Below are 20,766 nucleotides of genomic sequence, written 5' to 3'. Positions count from 1 at the left end.
GAATCATTGTGCCCGGCTCGCCCTGGCCATCCCCCAAGGATTCTTCATGAGCAGCGAATTGATCAAGCACATTTCCGACGCCTCGTTCGAGGCCGATGTCCTGAAGTCCGACAAGCCCGTGCTGGTCGACTACTGGGCCGAATGGTGCGGCCCGTGCAAGATGATCGCGCCCATCCTGGACGAGACCGCCAAGGAATACGGCGAGCGCCTGCAGATCGCGAAGATGAATGTCGACGACAACCGCGATGTGCCGGCGAAATTCGGTATTCGCGGCATCCCGACGCTGATGCTGTTCAAGGGCGGCCAGCTCGCCGCCACCAAGGTCGGCGCCCTGTCCAAGGCCCAATTGACGGCTTTCCTCGACGGCCATCTATAATCGCGTCTGACGCACCGGGTGCGGCGGCCTCACCGGCCTCGCCCCGATGCCTAGCGAATCAGGTTTCAGGCCACGGCGCCCCCGGTCACCCACCGGCTGGCGCGTCGGATTCAGGCCTCAGCTTCCCGAACCCTCACATCACGAATCGCGGTTAGCGCTCGATGCGCCGGTGATACCCGGCGAGTGAGCTCAACCCAACAGGCCCGGCGCAGTCGAATGCGCACGCGGCCGCTTGCCCCAAGGGTGTCCTCCGATGCATCTGTCAGAACTCAAGGCGCTTCACGTCTCCGCCCTCATCCAGATGGGCGAGGAACTGGAGATCGACAATGTCTCGCGCCTGCGCAAGCAGGAGCTGATGTTCGCGATCATGAAGAAGCGCGCCAAGGCCGGCGAGCAGGTCTTCGGCGATGGCGTGTTGGAAGTGCTGCCGGACGGCTTCGGCTTCCTGCGCTCGATCGATACGAGCTACATGGCGTCGACCGACGACATCTATCTCTCGCCCAGCCAGATCCGCCGCTTCAACCTGCACACCGGCGACCTGATCGAGGGCGAGGTGCGTGTGCCGAAGGATGGCGAGCGCTATTTCGCGCTGGTCAAAGTCGACCGCGTGAACGGCCTGACGCCCGAGGAGAACAAGCACAAGATCATGTTCGAGAACCTGACGCCGCTCTTCCCGAAAGAGGCGTTCAAGCTCGAGCGTGAGAACTTCAAGGGCGAAGAGAACATCACCGGCCGCATCATCGACCTGGTCGCCCCGATCGGCAAAGGCCAGCGCGCGCTGCTCGTCGCGCAGCCCAAGACCGGCAAGACGGTGATGATGCAGCACCTGGCGCATGCCATCGTCGCCAACCACCCCGATGTGCACCTGATCGTGCTGCTGGTCGACGAGCGCCCCGAGGAAGTGACCGAGATGCTGCGCACCGTGCGCGGCGAAGTCATCAGCTCGACCTTCGACGAGCCGGCCGCCCGCCACGTGCAGGTGGCCGAGATGGTGATCGAGCGCGCCAAGCGCCTGGTCGAGCTCAAGAAGGACGTGGTGATCCTGCTCGACTCGATCACCCGCCTGGCCCGCGCCTACAACAACGTGCTGCCCAGCTCCGGCAAGGTGCTGACCGGTGGTGTCGATGCCAACGCACTGCAGCGCCCGAAGCGCTTCTTCGGCGCCGCGCGCAACGTCGAGGAAGGCGGCTCGCTGACCATTATCGGCACTGCGCTGATCGACACCGGCTCGCGCATGGACGAGGTGATCTACGAAGAGTTCAAGGGTACCGGCAACTGCGAAATCCACCTGGATCGTCGCATGGCCGAGAAGCGCGTGTACCCCTCGATCCTGATCAACAAGTCGGGCACCCGGCGCGAAGAGCTGCTGCTCAAGCCCGAGATCCTCCAGAAGACCTGGATCCTGCGCAAGCTCATCTACCCGATGGACGAGATCGAAGCGATGGAGTTCATGCTCGACAAGATGAAGGCGAGCAAGACCAACCTCGACTTCTTCGACATGATGCGTCGGGGCGGTTGAGTCACGGTATACTTGTGGGTTTTCCGCTTACGGAAGATTAACGCTTGGTAAGTGCGCGTGCATGGTGCGTGCGTGGCTGCCGATGATCACAGCGAGAGCGAGAGGTTTGCGCCATGAAAGAAGGCATCCACCCCAACTACCGCGACGTTTGCTTCGTGGATTTGTCCAACGGCTTCAAGTTCGTCACGCGCTCGTGCGCGCAGACCAAGGAAACCGTGAAGATGGACGACGGCCGCGAACTGCCGCTGTTCAAGCTGGAATCCACCAGCGAGTCGCACCCCTTCTACACCGGCCAGCAAAAGAGCATCGATACGCTGGGCGGCCGCGTCGAGAAGTTCCGCAACAAGTTCGCGCGCGTCGGCATCAAGAAGTAATCTTGCGGCCCACGCCCACGATGGAAAGGCAGCTGCGGCTGCCTTTTTTCTTTTTCCGGTGCCGTCACCCGTGAATTCGCCGCAGCCGACCCCCGCCCTCGTGACACAGCGCGCGGCCCAGCGCCTGCCGCGCGCGGCGCTGCTGCTGTTCTGCGCCGCCTACCTGCTGCCCGGCCTGTTCGGCCGCGACCCCTGGCGCAATGCCGACCTGACGGCATTCGGCACGATGCTCGCGATGGCCGAGGGCCGCACGCCCTGGTGGGCGCCGACGCTGGGCGACCTGCCAGCCGAGACCGCGCTGCTGCCGCACGCGCTCGGCGCCGTCTTCATCAAGCTGCTCGGCCCTCTGCTCGACCCCGCCCTGGCCGCCCGCCTGCCATTTGCGGCGCTGCTGGCGCTGACGCTGGCGCTGGTCTGGTACGCCACCTTCCACCTCGCGCGCACCGAAGCCGCGCAACCGGTGCCCTTCGCCTTCGGCGGCGAGGCCGATCCGGTCGACTATGCCCGCGCGCTCGCCGATGGCGCCTTGCTCGCGATCATCGCCACGCTGGGCCTGCTGCAGCTCGGCCACGAGACCACGCCCGAGCTGATGCAGCTGAGCGAGGTGGCGCTGCTGATGTGGTCGCTCGCGGCGGCGCCGTACCGGTCGCTGCCCGTGCGCGCCGGCCTGCTGCTGGCATTGCCGGCGCTGGCGACCAGCGGCGCCCCGAGCATGGCGGTCGCGATGGGCGTGCTGGCGCTGATCATCACGCTTCGCTCCAGCTACGCCGAGGTCCGCGCGCTCTGGCCGTGGCTGCTGGCGTCGCTGGCGCTGGCGGTCGGCGCCGCCTTCGCGCTCGGCGCGTGGCAATCGCGCCTGGCGCCACCCAACGCGCTCGGCACGGCGCGGCTGCTGCTGTGGTTTCCGTGGCCGGTCTGGCCCTTGGCCTTGTGGACGCTCTGGCGCTGGCGCCGCCAATGGCTGCGCCGGCACATCGCCGTGCCGCTGGCCGGCGTCGCCGTCGGTGTCGCAAGCTGCATCGCGATGGGCGGCTCCGACCGCGCGCTGATGCTGGCAGTGCCCGGCATGGCGGTGATGGCCGCCTTCGCGCTGCCCACGCTCAAGCGCAGCGCCGGCTCCGCGATAGACTGGTTCTCGGTCTTCTTCTTCAGCCTGGCGGCGCTCGCCGTCTGGGTCATCTACCTGTCGATGCAGACCGGCGTGCCGGCCAAGCCAATGGCCAACATCCAGCGCCTGGCGCCCGGCTTCGAGCCGCGCTTCTCGCTGATCGAGCTGGTGGCGGCCGCGCTGGGCACGGTGGCCTGGATGTGGCTCGTGCGCTGGCGCACCTCGCGCCACCGTCACCCCTTGTGGAAAAGCCTGGTGCTGCCGGCCAGTGGCGTGGCGCTGGCCTGGCTGCTGACGATGACCCTGTTGCTGCCGGCGCTGGACTATGCGCGCAGCCCGCGGGCGCTGATGGCGCTGGCGAACCGCCACGTGCCCCGCGGGGCCTGCGTGCTCGCCCCGGGCATGACACGCGCACAGGTGGCCTCGCTGGAGGTCTTCGGCGAGCATCGCGTGCGCACGCAGATCGAGCCCGCCGCAGCGGCGCCGACCGATTGCCAACACCTGCTGCTGGCCTGGCGCGGCAACGCCGCGCCACCGCCGCCGCCGGCCGGCTGGGCCTTCGAGGCCCGCCTGCGACGTCCGGGCGAACGCAGCGAGCAGTTGCTCGTCTACCGCCGCGCGCCCTGAGGGCTCAATTGCCCATCAGGGCTGCAGCGCCAGGCGCGTGGCCGGCGCACGCACGCGCGACGCCGGCAGCACGAGCGTGAAGCAGGAGCCGACGCCCGGCGTGCTCTCGATCAGCAGCTCGCCGCCATGCCGCTGCACGACGTGCTTGACGATGGCCAGCCCCAGCCCGGTGCCACCGGTGTCGCGCGAGCGGCTGCCATCGACGCGGTAGAAGCGCTCGGTCAGCCGTGTCAGATGCTCGGCGGCGATGCCGGGCCCGGTGTCACGTACGACGATCTCGCCGGCCCCCTCGGCGCGGCGGCGCCACACCACCTCGATCTGGCCCGACTCCGGCGTGTAGCGCACTGCATTGCTGACCAGGTTGGTCACCGCGCTCAGCAACTCGGGCTCGCTGCCGGCCAGCTCCACCCCATCACCCCAGTCGAAAGCGAGTCGATGGCGCCCGGCGGACAGGCTTCGCGCATCGAGTTCGACCGCGGAGCTCAGCCGCGCGAGCGGCACCCAGGTGTCGGCCGGCGGCCGCGGGCTGCCCTCCAGCCGCGCCAGCGTCAGCAGATCACCGACCAGCGACTGCATGCGCTGCGTTTGCTGGGCCATCAAGGCCAGGACGCGCTTTCGCTCCACTTCCGACAGCGGCAGGTTGGTCAAGGTCTCGACGAAGCCGGCAACTACCGTCAGCGGCGTGCGGATCTCGTGCGATACGTTGGCCACGAAGTCACGCCGCATCGCGTCGGCCCGCTCGCGCTCGGTGATGTCCTGCGTCAGTACCAGCCGCTGGCCGTCACCGTAGGGCCGCACGATGATCGACAGCAGGCCGCGCCCGCCCGGCTGCGGAATCTGCACCGGCTGGTCGAAGGCCCGCGCCTGCAGCATCGCCACGAAGGCCGGGGCGCGCACGAGGTTGGTGACCCGCTGGCGCAGATCGCGCTGCCGGTCCAGCCCCAGGTGTTCGGCCGCCGGCTGGTTGCACCATTCGATCTGCTCGCTGGCATCGAGCAGCAGCACGCCATTCGGCGACGCCTCGATCGCCGACAGGAACTGCGCCAGGCGTTCGCGCTCGGCATCGGCCGTGCGCTCGCGCGCCCGCAGCGCCCGCTCGATGCGCGCGGCCAGCTCGCCCCAGAAGCCGGCGAACGCGGGCGGCGGGCCGTTCAGCGATTCGGCAAGCCAGCGCAGGATGCGGTGCCCGCGCAGCATGTCCAGGCTGAACAGCAGGCCGACACCAAGCAGCGCACCCGTCAGTGCCGCTTGCAAGGCATAGCCCCAGGCGCCCCCGAGCAGATGGCCCAGCAGCCCGCCGCCGACGGCCAGGGTCAGTGCCAACAACACGCGCAACCAGATCCAGGGCATCACTTCGCCTCGCGTTGCCGGCGCCGCATCGCGCCGCTCAAGCCGCCGACGCCACCGCCTGTTGGCTGAAGCGGTAGCCGGCGCCGCGCACCGTCTCGATCATGGTCGCGCAATGCGCCGGCAGCAGGGCCTCGCGCAGGCGCTTCACATGCACGTCGACCGTGCGCTCCTCGATGAAGACGTGATCGCCCCAGACGCGGTCCAGCAGCTGCGCACGGCTGTGCACCCGCTCGGGGTGCGTCATGAAGAAATGCAGCAGGCGGAACTCGGTGGGCCCGAGCTTCAGGTCGATGCCGGCGCGCGTGACGCGCCGCGTCGATGGATCGAGCTTGAGGCCGCCGAGCTCGACCGCCGAATCCAGCGCCTCGGGCACGCGGCGGCGCAGCACCGCGCGGATGCGTGCAAGCAGTTCCTGCGTCGAGAAGGGTTTGGTCAGGTAGTCATCGGCGCCCGCGTCCAGGCCGGCGACCTTGTCGGTCTCGTCGGCCCGCGCGGTCAGCATGATGATCGGCAGCTCGCGGGTGCGCGGGTCGGCGCGCCAGCGGCGGGCCAGCGCCACGCCGGATTGCCCGGGCAGCATCCAGTCCAGCAACACCAGGTCGGGCAGCACGGCATCGACCGCGACCGTCGCCTGGTCGGCGTTCTCCGCCAGCGTCACGTCGAAGCCGGCATGGCGCAGGTTGATCGCGACCAGTTCGGCAATCGCCGCTTCGTCTTCGACCACGAGCACGGTGGGCATGGGTTCGCTACTCCTGAGATCAATTGCGGTTCAGCGCGATCGTCTCGACCGCCTCGACCGGGTTGTGCCGCACGTCCGTGCCCTTGACGATGTAGATGATCTGCTCGGCCAGGTTCTTCGCGTGGTCGCCCACGCGCTCGATGGCCTTGGCGACGAACACCAGGTCGATGCTGGCCGAGATCGTGCGCGGGTCTTCCATCATGTAGGTGATGAGCTTGCGCATCAGGCCATCGAACTCGGCGTCGATCTGGTTGTCCTGCTTGATCACGTCCAGCGCCTGCACCGTATCGAGCCGCGCGAAGGCGTCGAGCGCCTTGCGCAGCGAGGCAATGGCCAGCGAGGCTTCGAACGACACGTCGGACACCGGCAGCCGCAGCCGGCTGAACACACCCGTGTTGATCAGGCGCTGGACGGTGCGGGCGATGCGCGCGGCCTCGTCGCCGACGCGCTCGAGGTTGCCGATGGTCTTGCTGATCGCGATCAGCAGGCGCAGATCGCGTGCGGTCGGCTGGCGGCGCGCGATGATGGCGGAGAGGTCGGCGTCGATGTCGACCTCGAGCTGGTTGACCTTCTCCTCCATCTGCAGGACCTGCGTGGCCGTCTCGGCGCTGAAGTTCGTCAGTGCGTAGATCGCCTGCGCGACCTGCGCTTCGACCAGGCCGCCCATTTCGAGCACGCGGGTGGAGACGCCGCTCAGTTCCGCATCGAACTGGGTGGAGAGATGCTTTTCGCCCATGGTGGAGTCCTTCCCCGTTCTCAGCCGAAACGGCCGGTGATGTAGTCCTCGGTGTCCTTCTTCTGCGGCTTCATGAAGAGGTCGCGCGTCGGGCCGAATTCGATCAGGTCGCCGAGGTACATGTAGGCGGTGTAGTCGGACACGCGCGCCGCCTGCTGCATGTTGTGGGTGACGATCACCACGGTGTAGTCGCTCTTCAGCTCGTGGATCAGTTCCTCGACCTTGCCGGTGGAGATCGGGTCCAGCGCCGAGCAGGGCTCATCGAGCAACAGCACCTCGGGCTTGATCGCGATGCCGCGCGCGATGCACAAGCGCTGCTGCTGGCCGCCGGACAAGCCCGAGCCGCTCTGGCCCAGCTTGTCCTTGACCTCGTTCCACAGCGCCGACTTCTTCAGCGCCCACTCGACGCGCTCGTCCATCTCCACGCGCGACAGGCTCTCGAACAGCCGCACGCCGAAGGCGATGTTGTCGTAGATCGACATCGGGAACGGCGTGGGCTTCTGGAAGACCATGCCGACCTTGGCGCGAATCAGCGAGACGTCGAGGCGCTTGTCGAGCACGTTCTCGCCGTCGACCAGGATCTCGCCCTCGGCCCGCTGCTCGGGGTAGAGCTCGAACATGCGGTTGAAGGTGCGCAGCAGCGTGGACTTGCCGCAACCCGAGGGGCCGATGAAGGCAGTCACCTTCTTCTCGGGGATGTCGAGGTTGACGTGTTTCAGCGCATGGAAGCTGCCGTAGTAGAAGTTCAGGTCGCGCACCGCGATCTTGGCCTTCTCGGCAACGAGGGAGTCGACTTTGGCGTCCATGTCAGAGGCTTCAGTGTTTGTTGCGGAACAGCACGCGGGCCAGGATGTTCAGGGCCAGCACGCCGAGCGTGATGAGGAACACCCCTGCCCAGGCCAATTGCTGCCAGTTTTCGTACGGGCTCATCGCGAACTTGAAGATCGTCACCGGCAGGCTGGCCATCGGCTGGGACAGGTTCGAGGTCCAGAACTGGTTCGACAGCGCGGTGAACAGCAACGGGGCCGTCTCGCCCGACACGCGCGCCAGCGCCAGCAGCACGCCGGTCACCACGCCGGCACGCGCCGCCTTCAGCGTGATCGCCAGGATCACCTTCCACTTCGGCGTGCCCAGTGCATAAGCCGCCTCGCGCAGCGCGTTGGGCACCAGGCTCAGCATGTTCTCGGTCGTGCGGATCACGACCGGAATCACGATCAGCGCCAGCGCCAGCACCCCCGCCCAGCCGGAGAAGGACTTGAAACGTGCAACCACCACCGAGTAGATGAACAGGCCGATCACGATCGACGGCGCCGACAGCAGGATGTCGTTGATGAACTGCGTCGTGCGGCCCAGCCAGCTGCGCTGGCCGTATTCAGCCAGGTAGATGCCGGCCATGATGCCGACCGGCGTGCCGATCAGCGTGGCCAGCGACACCATGACCAGCGAGCCGAAGATCGCGTTGGCCAGCCCGCCGACCTCCGCCTGGGGTGGCGGCGTCATCTCGGTGAAGACCTGCCAGCCCAGGCCACCCAGGCCCAGGCGCACGGTCTCGTACAGGATCCAGATCAGCCAGAACACGCCGAAGGCCATCGCCGCCAGCGACAACGCCAGCGCGATCACGTTGACGCGCTTGCGCCGGCGATGCATGGCCAGCCGGCCAGGGTCGAGCGAAGCCAAGCTGCTCATGCAACCCCCTTGGCGCTGCGCGCCGCCCCCCCGAGGGGGAATTCGCCCTTGGGGCGGCCCTGCGTGCTCATGCCTTGCTCCCCTCGCCCTTCTTCAACTGCGCCAGCAGGACCTTGGAGAACGCCAGCACGACGAAGGTGATGAAGAACAGGACCAACCCCAGGTAGATCAACGAGGCCTGGTGCAGGCCTTCGCCCGCCTCGGCGAACTCGTTGGCCAGCGCCGAGGTGATGCTGTTGGCGGCCTCGAACACCGACAGCGAGTTGAGCTGGTTCATGTTGCCGATGACGAAGGTCACCGCCATCGTCTCGCCCAGCGCGCGGCCCAGGCCGAGCATCACGCCGCCGACGACGCCGGTCTTGGTGTACGGCAGCACGACGTTCCAGACCACCTCCCAGGTGGTCGAGCCCAGCCCGTAGGCGGACTCCTTGAGCATCGGCGGCGTGACCTCGAACACGTCACGCATCACCGAGGCGATGAACGGGATGATCATGATCGCCAGGATGATCCCGGCCGCCAGCAGGCCGATGCCGACCGGCGGGCCGGAGAACAAGGCGCCGAGGTAGGGCACGCCCTTGAACAGGTGTTGCAGAGGCTGCTGCACGTAGGTGGCCAGCAGCGGCCCGAAGACCAGCAGGCCCCACATGCCGTAGACGATCGACGGCACGGCGGCGAGCAGCTCGATCGCGACACCGAGCGGCCGCTTCAGCCACTGCGGCGACAGCTCGGTCAGGAACAACGCGATGCCGAAGCTCACCGGCACGGCGATCAGCAGCGCGATGAACGAGGTCATCAGCGTGCCGTAGATCATGACCAGGCCGCCGTACTGGTCCTGCACCGGATCCCACTCGCTTCGCCAGAGGAAGGACAGGCCGTACTCCCTGATGGCGGGGGCCGCACCGGCCACCAGCGACAGCAGGATGCCCACCAGCAAGGCCAGCGTGAGCCAGGCCGCGCCGTGTGCGGCCAGCGCGAAGAGCCGGTCCGCCCAGGGGGCGCGAACGCTGCGCCCGCCCGGGCGCCCGGCCGGGGAAGATCGTTCCATCGGCAGCTCTCGGACGGTGGGGCTGGCGGGCAGTGTAGCGGTCACCTGGTGCTCCTTTGGCGGCACCGGCGCGGCGCGGGCCCCGCGAGGGGCCCGTGGCTGCCGGGATGTCGGCGATCGGCCGTTGTAGCGGCGCGAGGTTTACTTCTGGGCCACCGGCTTGCCGCCAGCGTCCTTGATGTTGGCCCACTGCTTGTGCACCAGCGCCTTCACCAAGTCGGGCAGCGGAACATAGTCGAGGTCATCGGCCATCTTGTCGCCGTTGGCATAGACCCAGTCGAAGAACTTCAGCACCTGGGTCGCGCTCTCGGGCTTGGCCTGGCTGACGTGCATCAGGATGTAGGTCGGGTTGGTGATGGGCCAGGCATCCTTGCCAGGCTGTTCGGTCGTCACCTGGTAGAAAGTCTTGTTCCAATCGGCACCCGCCGCGGCCGCCTTGAATGCCGTGTCGCTCGGCGGCACGAAGTTGCCGTCCTTGTTCTTCATCAGCGTGTAGGTCAGCTTGTTCTGCTTCACGTACGCGTACTCGAGGTAGCCGATGGAGTTCGGCAGCCGCTGCAGGAAGGCCGCGACGCCCTCGTTGCCCTTACCGCCGGCGCCGGTCGGCCAGTTGACGGCAGTGCCTTCACCGACCTTCGCCTTCCAGTCAGCGTTCACCTTGCTCAGGTAGTTGGTGAAGATGAAGGTGGTGCCCGAGCCGTCAGCGCGGCGGACCACCGAGATGTCGGCGTCCGGCAGCGGCACGCCCGGGTTCATCGCGGTCAGGGCCGCATCGTTCCACTTCGTGATCTTGCCCAGATAGATGTCGCCGAGCAACTGGCCGGTCAGCTTGATCTGGCCCGGCGCGACGCCCTTGATGTTGACGACGGGCACGACGCCGCCGATCACGGTCGGGAACTGCAGCAGGCCATCGGCGGCCAGTTCCTCGTCCTTCAGCGGCATATCGGAGGCACCGAAGTCGACGGTCTTCGACTTGATCTGCTTGATGCCGGCGCCCGAGCCAACCGACTGGTAGTTGATCCGCACGCCAGTCGCCTTGTTGTAGGCGTCGGCCCACTTGGCGTACAGCGGCGCGGGGAAGGTCGCACCTGCGCCGGTCACGTCTTGGGCGAAGGCACTCGTGGCCAGTGCCAGGGTCGCGGCACCGAGCCACAGCGGGCGAATCAGAGCATTCAGCATGTCAACACAACCTTTCGTCTGCGTTTCCGGCCAGCAGGCACCCTGCGGCTCGGTTGACGGCACTGTAGAAAGCTTGTGTGACAGGACCGTGACGCGTGACGCGCGTCACGTGGCGGTCACGGAACCGTCATCAACGGCCATCAGGCCCCGCTGCGGGCGGCCGCAGCCAGGCGCTCCGCCAGCGTGCGGGCCAGTTGCGCCTCGCGGGCCTCGACCATCACGCGCAGCACGGGCTCGGTGCCCGAGGCGCGGATCAACACGCGGCCAAGACGGCCGAGCTCGGCCTTGACGGTCTCGATCTCGCGCACCAAGCCGGCGTTGCGAGTCCAGTCCGCTCCGTCTGCCAGGCGAACGTTGATCATCGTCTGCGGATACAGCTCGATCTCGGCCAGCAGCTGCGCCAGGGTGCGGCCGCTGCGCTGCACCGCCTGCAACACCTGCAGCGCGCTGACGATGCCATCGCCGGTGCTGTGCTTGTCCAGCGCGAGCAGGTGGCCCGAGCCCTCGCCGCCGAGCAGCCAGCCGCGGCGGCCGAGCTCTTCCAGCACGTAGCGGTCGCCGACCTTGGCGCGCACAAACTCGATGCCCTGCCCTGCCAGCGCCACCTCGACCGCCATGTTGGTCATCAGCGTGCCGACGACCCCTGGCACCGCCTCGCCCAGCGCACGCCGATCCATCGCCATCAGGTAGACCAGCTCGTCGCCGTTGTAGAGGCGCCCCGCCGAGTCGACCAGTTGCAGGCGATCGGCATCGCCGTCGAGCGCAATGCCGTAGTCGGCGCCCTGCTCGCGCACCGCGGCGACCAAGGCCTGCGGCGCGGTCGCGCCGAAGCCGGCGTTGATGTTGGTGCCGTTGGGCGAGCAGCCGATGCTGACGACCTGGGCGCCGAGCTCGTGGAACACCGCCGGCGCCACCTGGTAGGCCGCGCCGTTCGCGGCATCGACCACCAGCTTCAGGCCCTTGAGCGACAGCTCGCCGCTGACCGTGGACTTGCAGAATTCGACGTAGCGCCCTTGCGCGTCAGCCAGCCGCCGCGCGCGGCCCAGGCGCGACGAATCCACCCACTGCGCCGGCTCTTCCAGTGCTGCTTCGACGGCATGCTCCCAGGCGTCAGGCAGTTTTTCGCCGCGGGCCGAGAAGAACTTGATGCCGTTGTCGGGATAGGCGTTGTGGGACGCGCTGATCACGACGCCCAGGTCCAGCCGCAGCGCGCGGGTCAGGTAGGCCACGCCCGGTGTGGGCAAGGGGCCGGTCAACAGCACGTCGACACCGGCCGATGCGAAACCGGCTTCGAGCGCCGACTCCATCATGTAGCCCGAAATGCGCGTGTCCTTGCCGATCAGCACCTGAGGCGCGCGCTGGCTGCCGCGGCGCTGCAGCCCCTGCTGCACGACGCGGCCGACGGCATGACCCAGGCGCAGGGCGAAGTCGGGCGTGATCGGATCCTGGCCAACGGTGCCGCGGATGCCATCGGTGCCGAAATAGCGGCGGGTCATGGGGAAGTCCTCCTGTCTTGATTGTGGTCCTGGCTGGTTGGGAGGCTCCCCAGGCCAGCGGCATTCCAGACCTTCAGTGCGTCGACGGTGGCGGCCACGTCGTGCACCCGCACGATCCGCGCGCCGCGCGCGACGGCGGCCAGCGCCGCGCCAACGCTGGCCGCCTGCCGCTCGTCGACCGTGCGCCCGGTGAGTTTGCCCAGCATGCCCTTGCGCGACCAGCCGACGAGCAACGGCCGCCCCAGCGCAAGCAACTCGTGCTGACGTGCGAACAGCGTCAAGTTGTGCTCCTGCGACTTGCCGAAGCCGTAGCCCGGATCCAACACGATTCGTGTGCTGCCGACGCCGGCAGCCTGGGCGGCCGCCATCCGGCCAGCGAGAAACGCTCGCACCTCGTCGACCACGTCGCGATAGTGCGGCGCCAGTTGCATCGTCGCGGGTTCGCCCTGCATGTGCATCAGGCAGACACCGGCGCTCGCATGGGCCGCGACGGCGGCCAGCGCGCCGGGCAGCTGCAGGGCGCGCACGTCGTTGACGATGTCGGCGCCAGCGGCCAGCACCGCGTCGATCACCACGGGCTGGCTGGTATCCACGGACACCGGCACGCCCAGCGTCACCGCATGGCGCACCACCGGCAGCACGCGCGCCAATTCGACCTCGACCGATGGCGGTTGCGAGCCGGGGCGGGTCGATTCGCCGCCGATGTCGAGGATGCCGGCACCCTCGGCGACCAGCCGATCGCAGCACGCCACAGCCTCGGCCGCCGCGGCGTGACGGCCGCCATCGGAAAAGGAATCGGGCGTGACGTTGACGATGCCCATCACCAGCGGCCGGGCCGCCAGGTCGAGCCAGAAACGGCCGGCCTGCCACGACCACACCGAGGAGGCGGACGAAGATTCGGTCAGAGTGTTCACCACAACAAGCACAACGGGGCCTCGAGGCCCCGTCATCGGTCAGGTCGTCGAAACCGTCGCCTTCAGGCGGCTGCCGGCGCCCCGTCGGCGTTGACCGAAGCGGCGGTGCCGCTCGGCCGGTTGGCCGACGGCGTCCAGTCCTTCGGAGGCCGCGGCGGCTTGTCGTTCATGATGTCGTCGATCTGCTCGCCGTCGATGGTTTCCCACTCGAGCAGCGCCTTGGCCATCGCGTGCATCTTGTCCTGATGGTCCTCGATCAGCTTGCGGGCGATCAAGTACTGCTCGTCGATGATGCGGCGCACTTCGGCATCCACCTTGCGCATCGTCTCTTCCGACACGTTGGTCGTCTTGGTGACCGAGCGGCCGAGGAACACCTCGCCCTCGTTCTCGGCGTAGACCATCGGGCCCAGCGAATCGGTCATCCCGTAGCGCATGACCATGTCGCGCGCAATCTGCGTCGCGCGCTCGAAGTCGTTGCTGGCGCCGGTGGTCATCTGGCCCATGAAGACCTCTTCGGCGATCCGGCCACCGAACAGCATCGAGATCGTGCTGAGCATGCGGATCTTGTCGGTGCTGTAGCGGTCCTTCTCGGGCAAGGACACCGTCACGCCCAGCGCGCCGCCGCGCGGGATGATCGTCACTTTGTGCACCGGATCGAGCTTGGGCAGCAGGCGGCCGATCAGCGCATGGCCGGACTCGTGGTAGGCCGTGTTCCTGCGCTCCTCTTCGTCCATCACCATGGACTTGCGCTCGGTGCCCATGATGATCTTGTCCTTGGCGCGCTCGAAGTCGATCATCTCGACGACTCGTGCGTTGCGCCGGGCGGCGAACAGCGCCGCCTCGTTGACGAGGTTGGCCAGGTCGGCGCCGGAGAAGCCCGGCGTGCCGCGCGCGATGATGTCGGCCTTGACGTCGCCGCCGACCGGCACCTTGCGCATGTGCACGTTCAGGATCTGCTCGCGGCCGCGGATGTCGGGCAGCGTCACGTAGACCTGGCGGTCGAAGCGGCCGGGGCGCAACAGCGCCGGATCGAGGATGTCGGGGCGGTTGGTCGCGGCCATCACGATGACACCCAGGTTCGTCTCGAAGCCGTCCATCTCGACCAGCATCTGGTTCAGGGTCTGCTCGCGCTCGTCGTTGCCGCCGCCGAGGCCCGCGCCGCGGTGGCGACCGACCGCATCGATCTCGTCGACGAAGATGATGCAAGGGGCGCTCTTCTTGGCCTGCTCGAACATGTCGCGCACGCGGGCTGCACCGACGCCGACGAACATCTCGACGAAGTCCGAGCCCGAGATCGAGAAAAACGGCACCTTCGCTTCACCCGCGATGGCCTTGGCCAGCAGCGTCTTGCCGGTGCCCGGAGGACCGACCAGCAACACGCCGCGCGGGATGCGGCCGCCCAGCTTCTGGAACTTCTGCGGATCCTTCAGGAAGTCGACGAGTTCCTTCACCTCTTCCTTGGCCTCGTCGCAGCCAGCGACGTCGGCGAAGGTCGTGCTGTTGTTGGCCTCGTCCAGCATGCGCGCCTTCGATTTGCCGAAGCTGAACGCGCCACCCTTGCCGCCACCTTGCATCTGGCGCATGAAATAGATCCAGACGCCGATCAGCAGCAGCATCGGGCCCCAGGACAGCAGCAGTGTCTGCAGCAGCGAGGGCTCTTCGTCGGGCTTGCCGGAGACCTGCACGCCGTACTTCATCAGGTCACCGACCATCCACAGGTCGCCCGGAGACGAGATCGTGAACGGCTGGCCGTCGTTCGGCGTGACTTTCAGCGTACGGCCCTGGACCTCGACACGCTTGACGCGGCCCTGCTTCGCGTCGTCCATGAACTGGGTGTAGGTGACCTGTTCATTGGCCCGCGGCTTGTCGAACTGCTTGAAGACAGTGAACAGCACCAAGGCGATCACCAGCCAGACGGCGACCTTCGAAATCCACTGATTGTTCACCGCGGTTCCTTTGAGAGATCCATGTTGCGAGAGGCAGGCAGGTGAGCCCACCTGCCACTCCTGGCATATAGGGTTGATTCTAGTCGACTCAATACCTGCGATGCTGCCAGAGGGCTGATGCCCGTCAACGCAGCGATCGATGCCCAAAACCCCGGGTTATCCGGCCATTGCAGAGGTATTCAAGGCCTTTTCAGACCGATTCCCACCAAAAAGGTTTCGGCCGACTTGTCGCGCGAGGATTTGGGCTTGATCGGCTTGACCACCCTGAAGTGCTGCTTGAACAGCTCCACCAGCTGGCTGTAGCCACTGCCGTGGAAGACCTTGGCGACCAGGGCACCGTCGGGCTTCAGGTGGCGCGTGCTGAAATCGACCGCCAGTTCGACCAGGTGCGCGATCCGCGCCGAATCCGACGAGGCGATGCCCGACAGGTTGGGTGCCATGTCCGACACGACCAGGTCGACCGGCCGGCCCGCCAGGGTCGCCTCGAGCTTGGCCATCACCTCGTCTTCGCGGAAGTCGCCCTGAATGAAGCTCACGCCGTCGATCGGCTCGAACTCGAGCAGATCGAGCGCGATGATCGTGCCGTCCAGTTCGCCGCTGGCCGCGCCGCCCACGCCCGCCGCCTTGGGCGCGAAGCGGCGGCGCAGGTACTGGCTCCAGGCGCCCGGAGCGGCGCCGAGATCGACCACCACCTGGCCAGGACGGATCAGGTGGAAGGTCTCGTCGATCTCCTTGAGCTTGTAGGCGGCGCGGGCGCGATAGCCCTCTTTCTGCGCCAGCTTGACGTAGGGATCGGTGAGGTGGTCGTGCAGCCAGGCCTTGTTGACCTTCTTGCTCTTGGTTTTGATCTTCATGCCAAAGCGATAATAGTTAGATGCCCGCAATCGAATTGACACCCGCCGCCCGCAAGGAAAAACGCGGGGAAGCCCATCACCTCGACCCGGTGGTGATGATCGGCGCCGATGGCCTGACGCCCGCCATCGTGAAGGAGACCGACGCCGCCTTGAAGGCCCACGGGCTGATCAAGGTGCGCATGTTCTCGGACGACCGCACCACCCGCGAGGCCACGCTGGCCCAGCTGGCCGATTCGCTCAACGCGGCGCCGGTGCAGCACATCGGCAAGCTGCTGGTGCTGTGGCGGCCGCTTCCGCCCAAGGCTTCCGGCGAGAAGGACGACCGCAAGCCCGGGCCGCGCACCGTCAAGCTCGTCAGCTTCTCCAAGAGCGGCACGCACCGCCCGACGGTGAAGAAGGTCAAGGTGTTCGGCAACGAGCGGGTCACCGCCGGCGGCCAGATCAAGCGCGCCAAGGCGCGCGCGACCAGCGTCAAGAAGAAGGCCCAGCAGGATTGAGCGGGCGCCGCGGCGTGGCGGCCTGCCACGCCAGCGCCAGCACCACGACGATCTTGGCGCCGAACAGCGCCAGGCTCACCGCGTGGAGCTGGCCGAAAGTCCAGCTGCCCTGCCCCGCCCGGGCGTCGGCCATCATCGGCTGCAAGCCGAAATAGCCGGCGACGGTGAAGAAGATGGCAGCCAGTGCCAGCAGCATCGACGTCGACAACCGCGATCCACCGCCCGCTGCCGATGCAGCGCGGCGCTCGAGCAGCAGCATGCCGACGCCCAGCGCCAGGCTCAGGTAGGCCTCCTGCGCGAAGATGCGCGCGACCACGCGGCCCGCGTCATGCGTCGCCAGCGTCGCAAAGGGCGCCGGCGTGGCGATCAACGCGATGCACAGCAACGCGCCCGCCCACAGGCCGGGGACCAGCCGCCGAACGCGCTCGGCAGCGTCGGCCACGTCGGGCTTCACTGGTAGCGCACCGCCACGATCTCGTAGCTCTTCACGCCACCGGGTGCGCGCACTTCGGCAACGTCGCCCACTTCCTTGCCGATCAGCGCGCGGGCGATCGGCGAGCTGATCGAGATCAGGCCCAGCTTCAGGTCGGCCTCGTCGTCACCGACGATCTGGTAGGTCACCTGGGCGCCGGATTCTTCTTCCTCCAGGTCGACGGTGGCGCCGAAGACGACGCGGCCGCCGGCATCCAGCGTTGACGGGTCGATGATCTGAGCCGCTGCCAGCTTGCCTTCGATCTCGAGGATGCGACCCTCGATGAAGCCCTGCTTGTCCTTGGCCGCGTCGTACTCGGCGTTCTCCGACAGGTCACCCTGGGCGCGGGCCTCGGCGATGGCCTGGATCACCGCGTGGCGCTCGACGGTCTTCAGCCGCTGGAGCTCTTCCTTGAGCTTTTCGGCGCCGCGCTTGGTGAGGGGAATGGTGCTCATGAGATTCATGGAAAAAAGGAAAACGCGCCATCAGGCGCGCTTTGGGGAAGTTTAGAGCAGATTGGCCGGCTCGCAAGCCCGCGCCCCGATCAGGGATTGTGCGGGCCTTCGGGCCGGCTCGCCGCTCAGACCAGCGCCGCGTGCAACTCCTGCAGCGACAGCACATTCGGGTCGTCCTGGTGCTTCAGCGCTTCGGTCGCGGCCTCGCAGCCGGCCATCGTCGTGTAGTAGGTCACCCGGTGGGCGAGCGCGGCGGTTCGGATGTAACGCGAGTCGGCAATGGCCGTCCGGGTTTCATCCACCGTCGTGAACACGAGCTGGATCTCGCCGGCCTTGATCATGTCGGCGATGTGCGGCCGGCCGTCTTTGACCTTGTTGACCTGCCGCACCGGCACGCCGGCGGCCGCGATCGCCGCTGCCGTGCCCTTGGTCGCCACGACGCTGTAGCCCAGGTCGACCAGGTCGCCGGCGACCTTGATCGCGCGGTCCTTGTCGTTGTTCTTGACCGTGATGACCACCGTGCCCTTGGCCGGCAGGCGCGAACCGGCCCCGAGCTGGCTCTTGAGCATCGCCTCGCCGAAGCTGTAGGCCACGCCCATCACCTCGCCGGTCGAGCGCATCTCGGGGCCGAGGATCGGGTCGACGCCCGGGAACTTGTTGAACGGGAACACCGCCTCCTTCACGCTGAAGTACGGCGGGATCACCTCGTGCGGCGGCTTGCCGCCCATACCCTTCTGGTCGACCAGCTTCTGGCCGGCCATGCAGCGCGCGGCGATCTTGGCCAGCGGCTGGCCAGTCGCCTTCGAGACGAACGGCACGGTGCGCGAGGCGCGCGGGTTCACCTCCAGCACGTAGACGACCGACTCGTCGTTGGCCACGCCATTCTGGCCCTGGATCGCGAACTGCACGTTCATCAGGCCGATGACCTTCAGCGCGCGCGCCATCAGCGCGGTCTGGCGGCGAAGCTCATCCTGCAGCGCCGGCGACAGCGAGTACGGCGGCAGCGAACACGCCGAATCGCCGGAGTGCACGCCCGCCTGCTCGATGTGCTCCATGATGCCGCCGATCATCACGTCGGTGCCGTCGCTGATGCAGTCGACGTCGACTTCGATCGCGTCGTCGAGGAAGCGGTCCAGCAGCACCGGTGACTTCTCGGAAACACGGACCGCTTCGCGCATGTAGCGCTCGAGGTCCTTGTCGCCGTGCACGATCTCCATCGCGCGGCCGCCGAGCACGTAGCTCGGCCGCACGACCAGGGGGTAGCCGATCTCCTGGGCCAGCTGCAGCGCCGCCTCTTCGGTGCGCGCCGTGCGGTTGGGCGGCTGCTTCAGGCCGAGCTCGTTGAGCAGCTTCTGGAAGCGCTCGCGGTCTTCGGCGATGTCGATCGAATCGGGGCTGGTGCCGATGATTGGCACGCCGGCTCGCTCGAGGTCGAGCGCCAGCTTCAGCGGCGTCTGGCCCCCGTACTGCACGATCACGCCGACCGGCTTTTCCTTGTCGACGATCTCCAGCACGTCTTCCAGCGTCACCGGCTCGAAGTACAGGCGATCGGACGTGTCGTAGTCGGTCGAGACGGTTTCCGGGTTGCAGTTGACCATGATGGTCTCGTACCCGTCCTCGCGCATCGCCAACGCTGCGTGAACGCAGCAGTAGTCGAACTCGATGCCCTGGCCGATGCGGTTCGGCCCGCCGCCGAGCACCATGATCTTCTTCTTGTCGGTGGGCGCGGCCTCACACTCCTCGTCGTAGGTCGAATAGAGGTAGGCGGTCTGGGTCGCGAACTCGGCTGCGCAGGTGTCCACCCGCTTGTAGACCGGGCGCACGCCCAGGGCATGGCGCTTGGCGCGCAGTTCGTGCTGGTTCGTGCCGAGCAGCTTGGCCAGACGCTTGTCGGAAAAGCCCTTGCGCTTGAGGAAGACGATCTCGTCCTTCGCGAGGCTGTCCAGCGTGCGGCCGGACAGGGCCTTCTCGGTCGAGACGATCTGCTCGATCTGCGCCAGGAACCAGGGGTCGATCGCCGTCTCGGTGAAGATTTCGTCGAGCGTCATGCCGATGCGGAAGGCATCGGCGACGAACAGGATGCGCTCGGGCCCCGCCTCGCCGATCTCCTGCACGATCTCCTCGCGGTCGGTCGAGCGCTCGGAAAGGCCGTCGATGCCGGTCTCGAGGCCGCGCAGGGCCTTCTGGAAGCTCTCCTGGAAGGTGCGCCCCATGGCCATCACCTCGCCGACCGACTTCATCTGCGTGGTCAGGTGCGCGTCGGCCGCCGGGAATTTCTCGAACGCGAAGCGCGGGATCTTGGTGACGACGTAGTCGATCGACGGCTCGAACGACGCCGGCGTGACACCGCCGGTGATGTCGTTCTTCAGCTCGTCCAGCGTGTAGCCCACCGCCAGCTTGGCGGCGATCTTGGCGATCGGGAAACCGGTCGCCTTCGAGGCCAGCGCCGACGAGCGCGACACGCGCGGGTTCATCTCGATCACGATCATCCGGCCGGTGTCCGGGTTGATCGAGAACTGCACGTTCGAGCCGCCGGTGTCGACACCGATCTCGCGCAGGATCGCGATCGACGCGTTGCGCAGCAGCTGGTATTCCTTGTCGGTCAGCGTCTGGGCCGGGGCGACGGTGATCGAGTCGCCGGTGTGGATGCCCATCGGGTCGAGGTTCTCGATCGAGCAGACGATGATGCAGTTGTCCGCCTTGTCGCGGACGACCTCCATCTCGTACTCTTTCCAGCCGATCAGCGACTCCTCGATCAGGAGCTCGTTGGTGGGCGACAGGTCGAGCCCGCGCCGGCAGATCTCGTCGAACTCTTCCGGGTTGTAGGCGATGCCGCCGCCGGTGCCGCCGAGCGTGAAGCTGGGGCGGATGACCATCGGGAAACCCGAGCCGCCCACCTCGGCCTGGATGCTGCGCTGCACAGCCCAGGCTTCTTCCATCGAGTGCGCGATGCCGGACTTGGCCGAGCCCAGGCCGATCTTGGTCATCGCGTCCTTGAACTTGAGGCGATCCTCGGCCTTCTCGATCGCGTGCTCGTTGGCGCCGATCATCTCGACACCGTACTTGGCCAGCACGCCGTGCTTGTGCAGGTCGAGCGCGCAGTTCAGCGCAGTCTGGCCACCCATCGTCGGCAGGATCGCGTCCGGCCGCTCCTTGGCGATGATCTTCTCGACCACCGGCCAGGTGATCGGCTCGATGTAGGTCACATCGGCCGTGTCCGGGTCGGTCATGATGGTCGCCGGGTTCGAGTTGACCAGGATGACCTTGTAGCCCTCTTCACGCAGGGCCTTGCAGGCCTGTGCGCCGGAATAGTCGAACTCGCAGGCCTGGCCGATGATGATCGGGCCGGCGCCGATGATCAGGATGCTCTTGATGTCGGTGCGCTTGGGCATC

The 20,766-nt window shown here is 67.2% G+C and carries 19 protein-coding genes; 5 read left to right on the top strand and 14 right to left on the bottom strand.

Going from position 1 to position 20,766, the window contains the following annotated elements; all coding sequences use genetic code 11:
• Positions 1-46 precede the first annotated feature (46 nt).
• From trxA to VJ693_RS11475, 4 genes are all read left to right on the top strand, one after another.
• A complete protein-coding gene (gene trxA / locus VJ693_RS11490) occupies positions 47-376 on the top strand; it encodes a thioredoxin TrxA (RefSeq protein WP_324154224.1) in 330 nt (109 codons plus the stop codon).
• Between the two features lie 253 nt (positions 377-629).
• Complete coding sequence (gene rho, locus VJ693_RS11485) at positions 630-1,895, top strand: transcription termination factor Rho (protein WP_324154222.1); 1,266 nt, start codon at positions 630-632, stop codon at positions 1,893-1,895.
• 113 nt (positions 1,896-2,008) lie between these two features.
• Positions 2,009-2,269 (top strand): type B 50S ribosomal protein L31, encoded by a 261-nt coding sequence (locus VJ693_RS11480; protein ID WP_324154220.1) that lies wholly within the window; start codon positions 2,009-2,011, stop codon positions 2,267-2,269.
• Between the two features lie 100 nt (positions 2,270-2,369).
• Positions 2,370-4,004 carry a hypothetical protein gene (locus VJ693_RS11475; protein ID WP_324154218.1) on the top strand — a complete coding sequence of 545 codons (1,635 nt, stop codon included), beginning with the start codon at positions 2,370-2,372 and terminating at the stop codon, positions 4,002-4,004.
• A 15-nt stretch (positions 4,005-4,019) separates the two neighbouring features.
• Here VJ693_RS11475 and phoR read toward each other — a convergent pair whose 3' ends face one another.
• The 11 genes from phoR to VJ693_RS11420 form a co-directional block, all read right to left on the bottom strand.
• The gene (gene phoR / locus VJ693_RS11470) at positions 4,020-5,354 is read right to left on the bottom strand and encodes a phosphate regulon sensor histidine kinase PhoR (RefSeq protein ID WP_324154216.1); all 1,335 of its coding nucleotides are present in this window, start codon (positions 5,352-5,354) and stop codon (positions 4,020-4,022) included.
• Positions 5,355-5,391: 37 nt separating this feature from the next.
• Positions 5,392-6,093 carry a phosphate regulon transcriptional regulator PhoB gene (gene phoB / locus VJ693_RS11465; RefSeq protein ID WP_324154214.1) on the bottom strand — a complete coding sequence of 234 codons (702 nt, stop codon included), beginning with the start codon at positions 6,091-6,093 and terminating at the stop codon, positions 5,392-5,394.
• Between the two features lie 19 nt (positions 6,094-6,112).
• A complete protein-coding gene (phoU, locus tag VJ693_RS11460) occupies positions 6,113-6,829 on the bottom strand; it encodes a phosphate signaling complex protein PhoU (RefSeq protein ID WP_324154212.1) in 717 nt (238 codons plus the stop codon).
• Between the two features lie 20 nt (positions 6,830-6,849).
• Positions 6,850-7,635 carry a phosphate ABC transporter ATP-binding protein PstB gene (pstB, locus tag VJ693_RS11455; protein ID WP_324154211.1) on the bottom strand — a complete coding sequence of 262 codons (786 nt, stop codon included), beginning with the start codon at positions 7,633-7,635 and terminating at the stop codon, positions 6,850-6,852.
• Positions 7,636-7,645: 10 nt separating this feature from the next.
• Positions 7,646-8,515 (bottom strand): phosphate ABC transporter permease PstA, encoded by an 870-nt coding sequence (gene pstA / locus VJ693_RS11450; protein WP_324154209.1) that lies wholly within the window; start codon positions 8,513-8,515, stop codon positions 7,646-7,648.
• A gap of 67 nt (positions 8,516-8,582) precedes the next feature.
• Positions 8,583-9,560, bottom strand: coding sequence for a phosphate ABC transporter permease PstC (gene pstC, locus VJ693_RS11445; protein WP_324154207.1), 978 nt, complete (start codon positions 9,558-9,560; stop codon positions 8,583-8,585).
• A gap of 141 nt (positions 9,561-9,701) precedes the next feature.
• The gene (gene pstS, locus VJ693_RS11440; RefSeq protein WP_324154205.1) at positions 9,702-10,739 is read right to left on the bottom strand and encodes a phosphate ABC transporter substrate-binding protein PstS; all 1,038 of its coding nucleotides are present in this window, start codon (positions 10,737-10,739) and stop codon (positions 9,702-9,704) included.
• A 140-nt stretch (positions 10,740-10,879) separates the two neighbouring features.
• Positions 10,880-12,235, bottom strand: coding sequence for a phosphoglucosamine mutase (gene glmM / locus VJ693_RS11435; RefSeq protein ID WP_324154203.1), 1,356 nt, complete (start codon positions 12,233-12,235; stop codon positions 10,880-10,882).
• Positions 12,232-13,056, bottom strand: coding sequence for a dihydropteroate synthase (gene folP / locus VJ693_RS11430; protein ID WP_324154268.1), 825 nt, complete (start codon positions 13,054-13,056; stop codon positions 12,232-12,234). The genes glmM and folP overlap by 4 nt, the downstream gene beginning before the upstream one ends.
• 155 nt (positions 13,057-13,211) lie before the next feature.
• Positions 13,212-15,095 carry an ATP-dependent zinc metalloprotease FtsH gene (ftsH, locus tag VJ693_RS11425; protein ID WP_324154201.1) on the bottom strand — a complete coding sequence of 628 codons (1,884 nt, stop codon included), beginning with the start codon at positions 15,093-15,095 and terminating at the stop codon, positions 13,212-13,214.
• Between the two features lie 179 nt (positions 15,096-15,274).
• Entirely contained in the window at positions 15,275-15,949 is a 675-nt protein-coding gene (locus VJ693_RS11420) for an RlmE family RNA methyltransferase (RefSeq protein WP_324154199.1), read from the bottom strand.
• 20 nt (positions 15,950-15,969) lie between these two features.
• Here VJ693_RS11420 and VJ693_RS11415 point away from each other — a divergent pair, with 20 nt between their 5' ends.
• The gene (locus tag VJ693_RS11415; protein WP_324154197.1) at positions 15,970-16,446 is read left to right on the top strand and encodes a YhbY family RNA-binding protein; all 477 of its coding nucleotides are present in this window, start codon (positions 15,970-15,972) and stop codon (positions 16,444-16,446) included.
• On the opposite strand, the gene VJ693_RS11410 is transcribed toward VJ693_RS11415, so the two are convergent.
• The 3 genes from VJ693_RS11410 to carB form a co-directional block, all read right to left on the bottom strand.
• On the bottom strand, positions 16,421-16,888 hold the full coding sequence (locus tag VJ693_RS11410) for a DUF4149 domain-containing protein (RefSeq protein ID WP_324154195.1): 468 nt from the start codon (positions 16,886-16,888) through the stop codon (positions 16,421-16,423). The two genes, VJ693_RS11415 and VJ693_RS11410, sit on opposite strands and share 26 nt — an antisense overlap.
• Before the next feature lie 8 nt (positions 16,889-16,896).
• Positions 16,897-17,373, bottom strand: a complete 477-nt coding sequence (gene greA / locus VJ693_RS11405) for a transcription elongation factor GreA (RefSeq protein ID WP_324154193.1) — start codon at positions 17,371-17,373, stop codon at positions 16,897-16,899.
• Positions 17,374-17,498: 125 nt separating this feature from the next.
• A complete protein-coding gene (gene carB / locus VJ693_RS11400; RefSeq protein WP_324154192.1) occupies positions 17,499-20,765 on the bottom strand; it encodes a carbamoyl-phosphate synthase large subunit in 3,267 nt (1,088 codons plus the stop codon).
• Between the last annotated feature and the right edge of the window lies 1 nt (position 20,766).

It is taken from the genome of Ideonella sp. (assembly GCF_035254525.1).
Taxonomy (GTDB): domain Bacteria; phylum Pseudomonadota; class Gammaproteobacteria; order Burkholderiales; family Burkholderiaceae_C; genus Ideonella.
This window is presented reverse-complemented; position numbering and strand designations above follow the sequence as displayed.